This is a genomic window from Kitasatospora sp. NPDC053057 (assembly GCF_044546945.1).
In the GTDB taxonomy this organism is placed as follows: Bacteria; Actinomycetota; Actinomycetes; order Streptomycetales; family Streptomycetaceae; genus Kitasatospora.
Genome location: NZ_JBITZP010000024.1, coordinates 107,299 through 121,715 on the forward strand (window position 1 = coordinate 107,299; position 14,417 = coordinate 121,715).

The window sequence follows — 14,417 nt, forward strand, 5'->3', positions numbered from 1 at the left end:
TCAGGTGATCATCACCGGCCCCCGCGGGCCCTGTGGTCAGCCTGCCTGCGGGTCTCCGGGGGTGTACGTGACGTGCACCACCTGGCCGTCCTTGCCGAGGACGCCGAGGTCCTTGCCGTTGACGTACGCGTGCACGGCCCCGCCGTTGCCGAGCACCAGCTTGATCTGCTTGGGGTCGGTGAAGGTCTGGTCCTGGCCGTCGCTGATGTTGTTCTGGAACAGCGACTTGCCGTTGCCGTCCATCGCCGAGACCCAGCTGGTGCCCTGGGCGACCAGCTTCACGGTGACCTTGTCACCCGGGACGGCGGCGATCGCCGCGGCGCTCGGCGCGGGCGCCGGCGGCTGGACGCTCGGCGTGGCCGGGGCGACCGAGCCGGTGCCGGAGCCGCTGGGCAGCGGCGCGCTGGCGGTGCCGGTGCCGGTGTGGCCGCTCTTGCCGCTCACCAGGTTGAAGCCGATCAGGGCGACCACGGCGACGATCGCGGCGACCATGGCCGCCGCCCAGTTGGGCCGGCTGCGGCCGGGCACCTTGATCGGGCCGCTGTCGATCAGCTGGGTGGCCGGGCGCTTGGAGGCCGGCGAGCCGCCGTGCGCGTCGTCGTAGCGGGCGACCAGCGCCTCGGCGTCCGCGCCGACCGCGTGGGCGATCGAGCGGATGTGCCCGCGGGCGTAGAAGTCGCCGCCGCAGCGGTCGAAGTCGTCCTCCTCGATGGCATGGACGATCGGCACCCGCACGCGGGTGGAGGTACTCACCTGGTCCACCGTGAGTCCCGCCTCGATCCGGGCGACGGACAGCACCCGGCCGATGCTCGGGGCATCGGCCGCCTGCACCGCGTCGGCGGTCGGCTCGATGGACGACGGGGCGTTCTCGCGGTCGGAGGACTTGCCGATGGTCACGGGGCACGCCTTTCGAGCGGATGGCCACCTGCTGGAGAACAGTCTAGGGGCGTGGGCGGATCGTTTCTCAATCGGACCGGGCCGAATGCGCGCGCCCGCACCGGCCGGGGCTCCGGCCCCCGTTGACCGGCGGTCAGCCGGGGCGCGCCTCGGACCCCGGGGTGCGCTTCGCGGCCTGTGACGCGGCGTACGGGCATTCGGTTCCCGCTACCGCGCCTACCCTCCTCCGAACGAGTGAACACCCTGGAGGGCACGGTCCGTCAGCCCCGCAGAGTGATCAGCACCCCGTCCAGCTCGTCCGGCTTCACCAGCACGTCGCGGGCCTTGGAGCCCTCGCTCGGACCGACGATCCCGCGCGACTCCATCAGGTCCATCAGCCGGCCCGCCTTGGCGAAGCCGACCCGGAGCTTGCGCTGGAGCATCGAGGTCGAGCCGAACTGGGTGGAGACCACCAGCTCGGCCGCCTGGATCAGCAGGTCCAGGTCGTCGCCGATCTCCTCGTCGATCTCCTTCTTCGGCCCGGCCCCGGCCATCACGTCGTCCCGGTAGACGGCGCTCAACTGGTCCTTGCAGTGCTGCACCACCTTGGCGATCTCCGCCTCGGTGACGAACGCGCCCTGCATGCGGACCGGCTTGCTCGCGCCCATCGGCAGGAACAGCGCGTCGCCCTTGCCGATCAGCTTCTCCGCGCCGGGCTGGTCCAGGATGACCCGGGAGTCGGCCATCGCGGAGGTCGCGAAGGCCAGTCGGGACGGCACGTTGGCCTTGATCAGACCGGTCACCACGTCCACCGAGGGCCGCTGGGTGGCGAGCACCAGGTGGATGCCGGCCGCGCGGGCCAGCTGGGTGATCCGGACGACCGAGTCCTCGACGTCGCGCGGGGCGACCATCATCAGGTCGGCCAGCTCGTCGACGATCACCAGCAGGTACGGGTACGGCCTGAGCTCCCGCTCGCTGCCCAGCGGCGGGGTGACCTTGCCGGCCTTCACCGCCGCGTTGAAGTCGTCCACGTGCCGGAAGCCGAACGCCGCGAGGTCGTCGTAGCGCATGTCCATCTCGCGCACCACCCACTGGAGGGCCTCGGCGGCCTTCTTCGGGTTGGTGATGATCGGCGTGATCAGGTGCGGGATGCCCTCGTACGCGGTCAGCTCGACCCGCTTGGGGTCGACCAGCACCATCCGCACCTCGTCCGGGGTGGCCCGGGCGAGGATCGAGGTGATCAGGCAGTTGATGCAGGACGACTTGCCCGCGCCGGTCGCACCGGCCACCAGGATGTGCGGCATCTTGGCGAGGTTGGCCATCACGGTGTGGCCCTCGACGTCCTTGCCCATGCCGACGACCATCGGGTGGGTGTCCTCGGCGGCCGTGCGCGAGCGCAGCAGGTCGCCCAGGTTGACCATCTCGCGGTCCCGGTTGGGGATCTCGATGCCGACCGCGGACTTGCCCGGGATCGGGCTGATGATCCGCACGTCCGGGCTGGCCACCGCGTATGCGATGTTCTTGGCGAGCGCGGTGATCCGCTCCACCTTGACGGCCGGGCCGAGCTCGACCTCGTAGCGGGTGACCGTCGGGCCGCGGGTGAAGCCGGTGACCTTCGCGTCCACCTTGAACTCGGCGAAGGTGCCGGTGAGCTGGGCGACCACCTCGTCGTTGAGGGCGCTGCGGGCCTTGGCCGGGCCGCCGCGCTCCAGCAGGTCGAGCGAGGGCAGCGCGTAGGTGACGCCCTCGCCGAGCTGGAGCTGCTCCATCCGCACCGGCGCCGGGCCGTGCTCCGCGGGCGCGCCCGGGCCGCCGTTGCGGGCGGCCGGGACGGCGGGCTCCTCGGGCGCCGCGGTGAGGTCCTTGACCTGGTGCATCATGTCCGCCACCGCCGAGGAGGCGGGCACGCCGTAGACCAGCGCGCCGTCCAGGTCGGCGGCCGCGCCGGCGGCGAGGTCGCGGGTGGCGTACGGGTCCGGCGGCTCGTTGTCCAGCGGCCCCTTGTCCAGAGAGACCCGGACGGCCTCCGGCTGGTCCTCGTCGTCCTCGACGGAGTGCTTGCGCCGACGGCGGCGACGGCGGGCGGCGACCTCGTCGCCCGGGTCGTCGCTGTCGGTGCCCACGGTGAAGGGCAGCGCCTCGGGGTCGGCGTCCTCCGGCGGATCGGTGGACAGCTCGCGCTCCGGCGTGCGCCCCCAGCGCAGCTCGTCCTCGGGGCCGGGCTCGACCACGCCGAGCCTTATCCCCATTCCGCGCACCCGCTCGCCGATCCGGTTGACCGGGGTGGCGGTGACCACCAGCAGGCCGAAGAAGGCCAGCAGCAGGAGCAGCGGCACGGCCAGCACCGCGCCGGCGGCGGCCATCATCGGGGTGGACGCGGCCCAGCCGATGATCCCGCCGGCCGCCCTTATCCGGGAGGCGCCGCTGCCCATGGTGGGCGCGCCGCAGCCGATGTGGACCAGGCCGAGGATGCCGACCAGCAGCGTGCTCAGCCCGATCACGATCCGGCCGTTGGCCTCCGGCAGCTCCGGGTGGCGCCAGAGCCGGATCGCCATCCCGGCCAGCAGGAACGGCACCAGCACGTCGAGCCGCCCGAACAGCCCGGACACCACCGCGGTGGCCGCCCCGTTCAGCCAGCCCTCCGAGCTGAACCAGGTGCCGGCCGCGACCACCAGCGCGAGCGCGAAGAGCAGCAGGCCGAGCCCGTCCTTGCGGTGGGCCGGGTGGAGGTTCTTGGCGCCGTCGCCGAAGCCGCGGAAGATCGCGGCGATCGGGCTCGCGAGGGCGTTGAGGGCGCTCATCAGCACCGACCGGCGCGGCGGGGGTGGCGGGGCCGACTTGGCGGCCGCCTTCTTCGCGGGGGCCCTGCGGGGGGCCGCCTTCTTCGCGGGCGGCTTGCCCGGGGCCTTGGCCGCGGCCTTCTTGGACGGTCCCGGACTCGGCTTGCGTGCGGCGTTTCCGGGCGTACGAGTGGCCATGGGTCAGCAGCCTACCGGGGCGGACGACCGGTGCACATGCGGCCGAGCCGGGGCACCCGGACGTGTCGCAGACACACCGTCACACTGACCGCGCTTCACCCGGCCGCAGCAGCAAACCACCCGGACGAGTGAACGTCCGAGCAGGTCTACGCGCTGCCGGGGCGCATCGCGTCCAGGGCCCGGCGCAGGCCGGCCAGCTTGCGCTCCAGGTGCGCCGCGGTGGCGGCCACCCCGGCGTCCTCGGCCCCGTCCAGCTGCTTGCCCAGCGCCTCCGCCTGCTCCTCGACCGCCGCCAGCCGCGCGGACAGCTCGCCGAGCAGCGCCCCGCCGAGGGCCGGCTGCTCGCCGCCGCCCGCCTCCAGCTGCAGCCGCAGCAGCGCGGCCTGCTCCTTCAGCTGGCAGTTCTTGACGTACAGGTCGACGAAGACCGAGACCTTGGCGCGCAGCACCCACGGGTCGAAGGGCTTGGAGATGTAGTCCACCGCGCCGGCCGCGTAGCCGCGGAAGGTGTGGTGCGGGCCGTGGTTGATCGCGGTCAGGAAGATGATCGGGATGTCCCGGGTGCGCTCGCGGCGCTTGATGTGGGCGGCGGTCTCGAAGCCGTCCATCCCGGGCATCTGGACGTCCAGCAGGATCACCGCGAAGTCGTCGGTCAACAGCGCCTTGAGCGCCTCCTCACCGGAGGCGGCGCGCACCAGCGTCTGGTCCAGCGCGGAGAGGATCGCCTCCAGCGCCAGGAGGTTCTCCGGCCGGTCGTCGACCAGGAGGATCTTCGCCTTCTGCATCGGGGCTCGCCCTCCTGTCGCCTGCCTGCCGCCCGGTGTAGGCACTCGCGTACTGCCCACCGCTACCCCGGTCATGCTAGCCGCACCCCCTCGCCCGGCACATCGCTCCGTCGTGACCCGATCCGAAGCGGCGCGCAGCCAGTGCTCCGGCGCACGCTCAGCAGCGTGTCGCCATCCGGTCACTGTTCGCAACGATCGGTGACCCTACCGGGTTCCCCGGCCCGACCGCCAGCAAACCGGCCGACCGGCAGGCGCGAACCCGGAGTTCGCGCCTGCCGGCCCCTCACGCGCGGTCGCCGTTCAGCCACTCCGACATCACCGACAGCAGGTGATCGGTCTCCACCGGCTTGGTGATGTGGTCGGTGGCACCCGCCTCCAGCGACTTCTCGCGGTCGCCCTTCATCGCCTTGGCGGTCAGCGCGATGATCGGCAGGCCCGCGAACTGGGGCATCCGGCGGATCGCCTCGGTGGTCGCGTAGCCGTCCATCTCCGGCATCATGATGTCCATCAGGACCAGCGCCACGTTCTCGTGCTGCTCCAGCATCTCGATGCCCTCGCGGCCGTTCTCCGCGTACAGCACGGTCAGCCCGTGCTGCTCCAGCACGCTGGTCAGGGCGAACACGTTGCGCACGTCGTCGTCCACGATCAGCACCTGCTGGCCGTCGAAGCGGATGTCGCCGCGGGCCGGCCGGGGCTGCTGCGCGGGCTCCACCGCCCGGGGCGCCGCGGCGCTCTCCAGCGCGGCGCTGCGCCGGCGCTCCATCGCGCCGCGGCGGCGCTCCTCGGCCAGCTCACGGACCTCCTGGGCCCAGTGGTCGGCCGGGCTCTCGCCGACCGGCACCGGCAGGCCCACCGGGGTCACCCCGACCGAGGCGCGCGGCGCCGGCGGGTTCGCGGTGCCCGGGCGATCGGCCGGCCGCTCGACGGCGGCGTCCGGGGCGTCGGTGCGCAGCGGCAGGTAGAGCGTGAAGGTCGAGCCCTTGCCCAGCTCGCTCTCGGCGTGGATCTCGCCGCCGAGCAGCCTCGCGATCTCGCGGCTGATCGACAGGCCGAGGCCGGTGCCGCCGTACTTGCGGCTGGTGGTGCCGTCGGCCTGCTTGAACGCCTCGAAGATCTCCCGGAGCTTGTTGCCGGGGATGCCGATGCCGGTGTCGGAGACCGAGAAGGCGATCAGCTCGTCGTCCGGGCCCTGGATCGAGCCGAACTCCAGCAGCCGCTCGCGCACGTGCTGGGGGACGTCCCGGCCGGCCTGGCTGATCGAGAAGTCGACGCCGCCGGTGTCGGTGAACTTGACCGCGTTGGAGATCAGGTTGCGCAGCACCTGCTGGAGCCGCTGCTCGTCGGTGTGCAGGGTGACCGGCAGGGCGGGCGAGACCCGCACCGCGAAGTCCAGGTTCTTGTCGACGGCGACCGGCTGGAAGGTGGCCTCGACGTAGTCGACCAGCTGGACCAGGGCGATCCGGGCCGGGCGGACGTCCATCTTGCCGGCCTCGACCTTGGACAGGTCGAGGATGTCGTTGATCAGCTGGAGCAGGTCGGAGCCGGCGCCGTGGATGGTGTCGGCGAACTCGACCTGCTTGGGCGAGAGGTTGCCCTCGTTGTTGTCGGAGAGCAGCTTGGCCAGGATCAGCAGCGAGTTGAGCGGGGTGCGCAGCTCGTGCGACATGTTGGCGAGGAACTCGCTCTTGTACCGGGAGGCCAGGGCGAGCTGCTCGGCTCGCTCCTCCAGGACCTGCCGGGCCTCCTCGATCTCGCTGTTCTTGATCTCGATGTCGCGGTTCTGCTGGGCGAGTTGCTCGGCCTTCTCCTGCAACTCCTCGTTGGTGCGCTCCAGTTCCTCCTGGCGCGCCTCCAACTCGGCGGACCGCATCGAGAGTTCGGCGGTGAGCCGCTGGGACTCCAGCAGCAGGCCCTCGGTCTTGGTGTTGACGCTGATGGTGTTGACGGTGACGCCGATCAGGTCGGCGATCTGGTTGAGGAAGTCCAGCGCGACGGTGGTGAAGGAGCTGAAGGTGGCCAGCTCGATCACGCCCAGCAGCCGGCCCTCGAACAGCACCGGCAGCACCACGATGTGGGTCGGCGAGGCCTCGCCGAGGCCGGAGGCGATCTTGAGGTACCCGGGCGGCGCCTCCTTGACGATGATCGCCCGCTTCTCCACCGCCGCCTGGCCGATCAGCGACTCGCCCGGCCGGAAGGTGGTCGGCATCGCCCGCCGCTGGTAGCCGTAGCTGCCGATCAGGCGCAGCACCGTGTCGTTCTCGTCGTCGTCCTCGGTGATCAGCTCGGCGGTGCGGCCGGCCGGCTGGGCGAGGAAGAAGGCGCCGTGCTGGGCGGAGACCACCGGGGTCAGCTCGGTCATGATCAGCGAGGCGACCGCCTCCAGGTCCCGGCGGCCCTGCAGCAGGCCGGAGATCCTGGCCAGGTTGGTCTTGAGCCAGTCCTGCTCCTGGTTGGTGCGGGTGGTCTCGCGCAGGTTCGCGATCATCTGGTTGATGTTGTCCTTGAGCTCGTCGAGCTCCCCTGCGGCGTCCACGTCGATCCGCAGGCTCAGGTCGCCCCTGGTCACCGCGGTGGCGACCTGGGCGATCGCGCGCACCTGCCGGGTCAGGTTGTTGGCCAGCTCGTTCACCGACTCGGTGAGGTCCTGCCAGGTGCCGTCCACCCCGGGCACCCGGGCCTGACCGCCGAGCCGTCCGTCGGTGCCCACCTCGCGGGCGACCCGGGTGACCTCGTCGGCGAAGGCGGAGAGCTGGTCGACCATGGTGTTGATGTTGGTCTTGAGCTGGAGGATCTCGCCGCGCGCGTCGACGTCGATCTTCTGCGAGAGGTCACCGCGGGCGACCGCCGTGATCACCAGCGCGATGTTGCGGACCTGGCCGGTGAGGTTGTTGGCCATCTGGTTGACGTTGTCGGTCAGGTCCTTCCAGATGCCGGCCACGCCCGGCACGCTCGCCTGACCGCCCAGGGTGCCGTCGGTGCCGACCTCGCGGGCGACCCTGGTGACCTCCACCGCGAACGCGGACAGCTGGTCGACCATCGTGTTCAGGGTCCCGGCGAGCGTCGCGATCTCGCCCTGCGCGTCGATGGTGATCTTCTTGGAGAGGTCGCCCCGGGCCACCGCGGAGGCGACCTCGGCGATGTTGCGCACCTGTCCGGTCAGGTTCGAGGCCATGAAGTTGACGTTGTCGGTCAGGTCCTTCCAGATCCCCGACACCCCGCGCACCCGCGCCTGGCCGCCCAGGATGCCCTCGGTGCCCACCTCGCGGGCGACCCGGGTGACCTCGTCGGCGAAGGCCGACAGCTGGTCGACCATGGTGTTGACGGTGGTGACCAGCTCCAGGATCTCGCCCCGGGCGTCGACGGTGATCTTCTTCGACACGTCGCCGCGGGCCACCGCCGTGGTCACCTCGGCGATGTTGCGGACCTGGCTGGTCAGGTTGTTGGCCATCAGGTTGACGCTGTTGGTCAGGTCCTTCCACGTCCCGGACACCCCGGGCACGCTCGCCTGGCCGCCGAGGATGCCCTCGGTGCCGACGTCCCGGGCCACCCTGGTCACCTCGTCCGCGAAGGAGGAGAGCTGGTCGACCATCGTGTTGATGGTGTTCTTCAGCTCCAGGATCTCCCCGCGCGCGTCCACCTGGATCTTCTGCGACAGGTCGCCCTTGGCGACCGCGGTGGTCACCTGGGCGATGTTGCGCACCTGGTCGGTCAGGTTGTTCGCCATGAAGTTGACGTTGTCGGTCAGATCCCGCCACACCCCGGCCGCCCAGGGCACCTGGGCCTGGCCGCCGAGCCGCCCCTCGGTGCCCACCTGGCGGGCCACCCTGGTCACCTGTTCCGCGAAGCCGGAGAGCTGGTCCACCATCGTGTTGATGGTGTTCTTCAGCTCCAGCATCTCCCCGCGCGCGTCCACCTCGATCTTCTGAGACAGATCCCCGCGCGCCACCGCCGTGGTCACCTGGGCGATGTTGCGCACCTGGCCGGTCAGGTTGTCGGCCATGAAGTTCACCGAGTCGGTCAGCTCGCGCCAGACCCCGGCCACGCCCGGCACCTGCGCCTGACCCCCGAGCCGCCCCTCGGTGCCGACGTCCCGGGCCACCGTGGTGACCTGCGCGGCGAAGCCGTTCAGCTGGTCCACCATCGTGTTGACGGTGTTCTTCAGCTCCAGCATCTCGCCGGCCACATCGACGGTCACCTTGCGGGACAGGTCGCCCTTGGCCACCGCCGTGGTCACCTGGGCGATGTTGCGCACCTGCGCCGTGAGACGGCCCGCCATGGTGTTGACCGAGTCCGCCAGGTCCTTCCAACTGCCGGACACGCTGCGGACCTTGGCCTGCCCGCCGAGCTTGCCCTCGGTGCCCACCTCACGGGCCACCCGGGTCACCTCGTCGGTGAACTCCGAGAGCTGGTCCACCAGTCCGTTGACGGTCCGGCCGATCTTCAGGTACTCGCCGCGCAGCGGGTGGCTCACCCCGTTGCTGTGCAGCGAGCGCAGCTCCATCTTCTGGTCCAGGTCGCCCTCGGCGATCGAGGTCAGCACCCGGCCCACCTCGGCCATCGGACGGGCCAGGTCGTCGATCAGCGCGTTGCAGTTGTCGACTGCCGCCATCCAGGCGCCCTCGCCCGCGCCGGTCTCCAGCCGCTCGTTCAGCCGGCCCTCGCGGCCCACCGCACGCCGCACCCGCGCCAGTTCACCGGTCAGGTGCTGGTTGCGCTCGGCGACCTCGTTGAACACCGCGGCGATCTCCGCCAGCGGCCCGTCGCCCGGTACCGTCAGCCGGCGCCGGAAGTTGCCGTCCCGCATCGCGGTCAGCGCTGCCAGCAGCTTGCGCAGCTCGGCGGGCTCCGCGCTGCGGTTGTGGCCCGATCGCCGGCCGGCCGCGATCCGCGGCGCGGTCCCGGACCGCCCGCCGCGCGGAGCGGGCGGCGTCGTACCGGTAGCGTCCTTGGTGGCGTCCTTGATGGCCGAACTCAACGGGCCCCTCCCACATCGTGTGAACTGTCCGGTGACCGCCGCGCCGGTACGGCACGAACCCGGGCACCGGCCCGGCTGGGCTGCGTGCCGGCCGGACCCTCGGCCCACCGGCACCCACACGACCGTACTGCTCCCACCGGCCGTCGCGGACCCCCCAGTCTGGCAGCACTGGCGCCGGGTATACGGCCGGTTGCACTCGGTTGTCCCCGCACCGTCCGAAACAGGTGGGCAGAATCACCCTCAGGTGCCTGTTTCACGGCCCCGCCCCCACGGGGAACCAAGCGGAAAGTAGGGTGGAGCGCTGCACCGGGCCACGACCCGACCCAGCGCCGCTCACCCCGACGGCGCGCACGGGGAGGTCGGCGCCGTACCCCGGACAGTCAGGGCCAGAGCAGCAGAGGAGAAGTGGCAACGTGGTCACCGCGCGCGCAGCCGCCACCTTCGACCCCGACGGCCGGTCCGCGGCCGCCGCCCGGGGCTTCGTCCGGGATGCGCTGCTCGGCTGGGGCCTGCCCGAGGTCGTCGACGACGCCGTGGTCCTGGTCAGCGAACTCGTCACCAACGCCGTCGTGCACGCCGGCACCGCCGCCGAGGTCTGCTGCCTGCGCGAGGAGCAGACCGTCCGGATCGAGGTCACCGACCACCACCCCGAGCGCGGCCTGCCCTCCCTCGGCGACGGGCCCGTCTCCGACCGCTACGCCGACCCCGACGGCGAGGGCGGCCGCGGCCTGCTGATGTGCTCCGCCCTCGCCGAGCGCTGGGGCGTCGAGTACGCGGCCGGGCAGAAGACCGTGTGGTTCCGGCTCACCCTGCCCGCACACGTGGTCGGCACCCGCTACGCCGTTCCCGCCACCCCCGGCAGCGACCTGCCCAGCAGCCGCGGTCCGGTGCACGTCGCCGTCGTCCAGCTCGACGAGGACGGCCGCGTGCTGGCCTGGAACCCGGACGCCGAGGCGCTCTTCAAGCACCCCGGCGCCGCCGTCCTCGGCCGTCCCTGGGCCGACCTCGCGGTCTGGCCGCAGACCCCCGGCCGCGGCCCCGGCCTCACCGACACCCTCCGGCTGGCCCGCTGGGAGGGCGGCTACGGCCTGCGGCTGCCCGACGGAGAGGAGGTCGAGGTGTACGGCGTCCAGGTGCGCGTGCGCGACACCGAGGGCGTCCCCTCCACCCTCTGCCTGCTCGTCCTCGAAGCCGACCGCGCCGTCCTGCGCTCCCCCGCCCGCGCGCTGCCCGGCGAGCGCGCAGACGCCGCCGGGCCCCGGCTCGACCTGCTGGCCGGCCCGGTCGCCACCCACGACCTGGAAACCCTGCTCCAGCGCACCGTCGAACGCGCCCGCGACCTGCTCGACGCCGACGCCGCCTACCTGCTGCTCACCACCGACGACGAGACCGAGTTCGAGGTCCGCGCCGCCACCGGCCTGACCACCGGGCACCGCCGGCACACCCGCTTCCCGGTCGACACCGGCAACCGCTACGACTCGGCCCGGCTGCCCTCCGTCCACGAGGACCTCACCGCCCGCCCCACCGGCCTGCCCCTGCTCTCCGGCAGCGGCATGCGCTCCCTGGTCACCGTCCCGCTCAAGGTCGAGGGCCGCCTCATCGGCTCGCTCGGCATCGCCACCGCCGCCCCCGGCCGCTACGACAACGAGGACGCGCTGCGCCTGCAGTTCGCCGCCGACCGGGTCGCCCTGGCCGTCGAGAGCACCCGGCTGACCGAGCTCGAACGGCTGCGCCGCGGCTCGCTCTCCTTTCTGGTCGAGGCCTCCGACCTGCTGGCCGGGACCCTCGAACACGAGCAGACCCTCGCGCTGATGGCCCAGATGGCCGTCCCCACGCTCGCCTCCTGGTGCGCGGTCTACACCAACGGCGACCACAGCTCCTCGGCCGGCCTCGCCTTCGTCCTGCACGAGGACGAGGACCGGATCGACCCGCTGCGCGACCTGCTCGACAAGACCCCCTCCCCCGAGGCCGGCCCCACCCACGGCGTCCGCTTCTGGACCGCGCCCACCGAGACCGCCAGGGCCCGCGGCCTCACCGACAGCCCCGAACTCGCCAGCCTGCTCGGCGAGACCGTCGTCCTGCCGCTGACCGCCCGCAACCGGGTCATCGGCCTGCTCGCACTCGGCGTCCCGGCCGGCGTCCGGTTCCGCCAGGAGATCCTCGAACTCGCCGAGGACCTCTCCCGCCGGGCCGCCCTCGCCCTCGACAACTCCCGCCTCTACTCCGAGCGCACCGCCACCAGCCAGGCCCTGCAACGCAGCCTGCTGCCGCCGGACCTGCCCGAGATCCCCGGCGTCGAGGTGGACGTCTACTACCAGGCCGCGGGCGAGGGCAACGAGGTCGGCGGCGACTTCTACGACCTGTTCACCATCCGCGAGGGCACCTACGGCTTCGCCATCGGCGACGTCTGCGGCACCGGCCCCGAGGCGGCCTCCGTCACCGGCCTGGCCCGGCACTCGCTGCGCCTGCTCGCCCGCGAGGGCCTGGACGCCCCGCAGGTGCTGCGCCGGCTCAACGCGGCCATCCTGGACGAGGGTTCGCGCAGCCGCTTCCTCACCCTGCTGTACGGCGAGCTGACGCCCCGCCCGGACGGCAGCACCGAACTGTCCCTGGTCTGCGCGGGCCACCCGCTGCCGCTGAGACTGCGCACCGACGGCCAGGTCGACCGGGCCGCCACCCCGCAGCCGCTGCTCGGCGTCATGGACGACCTCGAACTCACCGCCGAGCACCTGGTGCTCTCCCCCGGCGAGGTCCTGCTCTGCGTCACCGACGGCGTGACCGAACGCCGCGAGGGCCGACGGATGTTGGGCGACGACGGCCTCGCCGAGGTGCTCACCGGCTGCACCGGCCTGACCGCCGGCGCGGTCGCGATGCGGGTGCAGCGCGCGGTCGAGCGCTTCGCCCCTGAGCCGCCGTCCGACGACATGGCGATCCTGACCCTGCGGGTGCCCAACCAGCGTCAGCCGTGAGCCTTCCACAGCTGACGCAGTCACAAATTGTTATCTTCACAAGGGTACAAGCGAACAGGGCCGGGTAAACCGATCTCGCCGGGGAATCTCCCCGGCGAGGACGTGACCAGCGGTTCTCCGCTGGCCCACCACTTCTGACCTCACTTCTGACCGCCGCCCGCGCACGCTCCCAGCCGTGCGCCCTCGGCGCGGTCGCGCGCATCCACCCCTCGACACCACACCACAGCGTCACTGCGCCCTGCGCGCGCACAGAGTGAAAGGAGCCTCCGGTGAGCAACGACGCTACCGGGGCAACGAACGCCCGCTCCACCGGAGCCGACGCGGGTAACCTCGGCTACCTCGCCCTCGGCCTCACACTGCTCGCCTACGGTCTGCTCTCCACCGGGATCCTGCACCACACCGGCGTCGGGGACGCGGCCCACCTCGCCCACCTGCTCGGCGGCGTCACCCTCTTCATCGCGGGCCTCTGGCAGCTCCGCGGCGGCGAGGGCTTCACCGGGACCGCCTTCACCAGCCTCGGCGCCTTCTGGGCGACCTGGTCGATGGCGGGCGGCGCCGGCAAGAACGCAGCCGGTCTGTTCCTGCTGCTGTGGGCTCTGCTCGCCCTCAGCCTCACCGCCGCCAGCTGGGGCGCGGGCCTGTTCAGCCGCGCCGTCTACGGCCTGTTCACGCTCTCCCTCGTGCTGAACGCCATCGCCGTCCTCGGCAGCTACAGCGGCCTCGGCAAGGCCGCCGGCTGGATCGCGGCCGTCGCCGGGCTCGTCGCCTGGTACTGGGCCACCTCCGCGCTCAGCAACGGCTCCTGGGGGAAGATCGCCCTGCCGGTCAAGTGACCTGCTTCGGCCGGTCCTCCTTCGGCCGGTCCTCGGCACCCGCACGGGGTCGGGTCTCCGTCTCGACGGAGGTCCGGCCCCGCCACCGTGCCGCCAACGCCAGGACGGCGTAGGCGAACAGCAGGATCGCGACGGCGACGATGCCGTCCGCCCAGAAGTGGTTGGCCGTCACCACGACGACCGCGACCGTCAACACCGGGTGCAGCACCACCAGCCAGCGGAACGGACTCCGCGAGACCAGCACCACCGCGACCGCCACCAGGACGCACCACGCCACGTGGACCGAGGGCATCGCCGACAGCTGGTCGGCCACCACCACCCCGCCGACCGCGCCGCCGTACACCGACTGCCCGTACTCCGCGGCCACGTCGACGAACCCGCTCTGCGGCAGCATCCGCGGCGGCGCCACCGGGATGAACTGCACCAGCAGACAGACCGCGGTGGTGATCACCACCGTGTTGCGCACCCACGCGTAGCGTTCCCGGTGCCGGAGGAAGACCCAGAGCAGCACGCCGAGCATCACGGCGAAGTGCATGACCGCGTAGTAGTAGTTCGCCAGCCGCACCAGCACCGGGTACGGCGTGACCGCCGCCTGCCAGGACGCCTCGTCCGGCAGCCCGATCTCCTGCTCGGTCCGGTGGATCCAGCTCGCCCGGTCCACCGCGTGGTCGGCGCTCATCACCGACAGGTGCCCCACCAACTGCCACAGCGCGAACAGCGCCAGCAGCGTGCCGGCCTCTCGCAACAGCGCCGACACCCCTGGCTTCCGGACCCGCGCCGCCGCGTACGCGCCTCCGAAGAGGACGACGGCGGCGCCCCCGGCGGTCTGCCAGGTCAGGGTCAGGTTCTGCATTGGCAGAGGGTAACGCAAAAAGACCCCCTCCCGAATGGGAGGGGGTCTTTTTGGAATGATTGTTCGGCGGCGTCCTACTCTCCCACAGGGTCCCCCCTGCAGTACCATCGGCGCTGTGAGGCTTAGCTTCCGGGTTCGGAATGTAACC

At 72.0% G+C, this 14,417-nt stretch carries 7 protein-coding genes and 1 rRNA gene; 2 read left to right on the forward strand and 6 right to left on the reverse strand.

Going from position 1 to position 14,417, the window contains the following annotated elements:
- Nucleotides 1-36: 36 nt before the first annotated feature.
- The 4 genes from ACIG5E_RS24710 to ACIG5E_RS24725 all read right to left on the reverse strand — a co-directional run bounded on the left by ACIG5E_RS24710 (nucleotide 37) and on the right by ACIG5E_RS24725 (nucleotide 9,443).
- Nucleotides 37-897, reverse strand: coding sequence for a helix-turn-helix domain-containing protein (locus tag ACIG5E_RS24710; RefSeq protein WP_396536704.1), 861 nt, complete (start codon nucleotides 895-897; stop codon nucleotides 37-39).
- 260 nt (nucleotides 898-1,157) lie between these two features.
- The gene (locus tag ACIG5E_RS24715; RefSeq protein ID WP_396536706.1) at nucleotides 1,158-3,854 is read right to left on the reverse strand and encodes a DNA translocase FtsK; all 2,697 of its coding nucleotides are present in this window, start codon (nucleotides 3,852-3,854) and stop codon (nucleotides 1,158-1,160) included.
- A gap of 146 nt (nucleotides 3,855-4,000) precedes the next feature.
- Nucleotides 4,001-4,639, reverse strand: coding sequence for a response regulator (locus tag ACIG5E_RS24720; protein ID WP_033355688.1), 639 nt, complete (start codon nucleotides 4,637-4,639; stop codon nucleotides 4,001-4,003).
- Nucleotides 4,640-4,922: 283 nt separating this feature from the next.
- Nucleotides 4,923-9,443, reverse strand: coding sequence for a HAMP domain-containing protein (locus tag ACIG5E_RS24725; protein ID WP_396536724.1), 4,521 nt, complete (start codon nucleotides 9,441-9,443; stop codon nucleotides 4,923-4,925).
- A 584-nt stretch (nucleotides 9,444-10,027) separates the two neighbouring features.
- Between ACIG5E_RS24725 and ACIG5E_RS24730 the strand changes: the two genes are divergently transcribed.
- Nucleotides 10,028-12,583 (forward strand): SpoIIE family protein phosphatase, encoded by a 2,556-nt coding sequence (locus tag ACIG5E_RS24730; protein ID WP_396536708.1) that lies wholly within the window; start codon nucleotides 10,028-10,030, stop codon nucleotides 12,581-12,583.
- A gap of 269 nt (nucleotides 12,584-12,852) precedes the next feature.
- Nucleotides 12,853-13,416: a GPR1/FUN34/YaaH family transporter gene (locus ACIG5E_RS24735; RefSeq protein WP_396536710.1), complete on the forward strand. Its 564-nt coding sequence runs from the start codon at nucleotides 12,853-12,855 to the stop codon at nucleotides 13,414-13,416.
- On the opposite strand, the gene ACIG5E_RS24740 is transcribed toward ACIG5E_RS24735, so the two are convergent.
- Together ACIG5E_RS24740 and rrf are read right to left on the reverse strand one after the other, a co-directional pair.
- Complete coding sequence (locus ACIG5E_RS24740) at nucleotides 13,409-14,269, reverse strand: phosphatase PAP2 family protein (protein ID WP_396536712.1); 861 nt, start codon at nucleotides 14,267-14,269, stop codon at nucleotides 13,409-13,411. The genes ACIG5E_RS24735 and ACIG5E_RS24740 overlap by 8 nt on opposite strands.
- Nucleotides 14,270-14,330: 61 nt before the next feature.
- A 5S ribosomal RNA gene (gene rrf, locus ACIG5E_RS24745) occupies nucleotides 14,331-14,417 on the reverse strand; the annotation flags it as partial.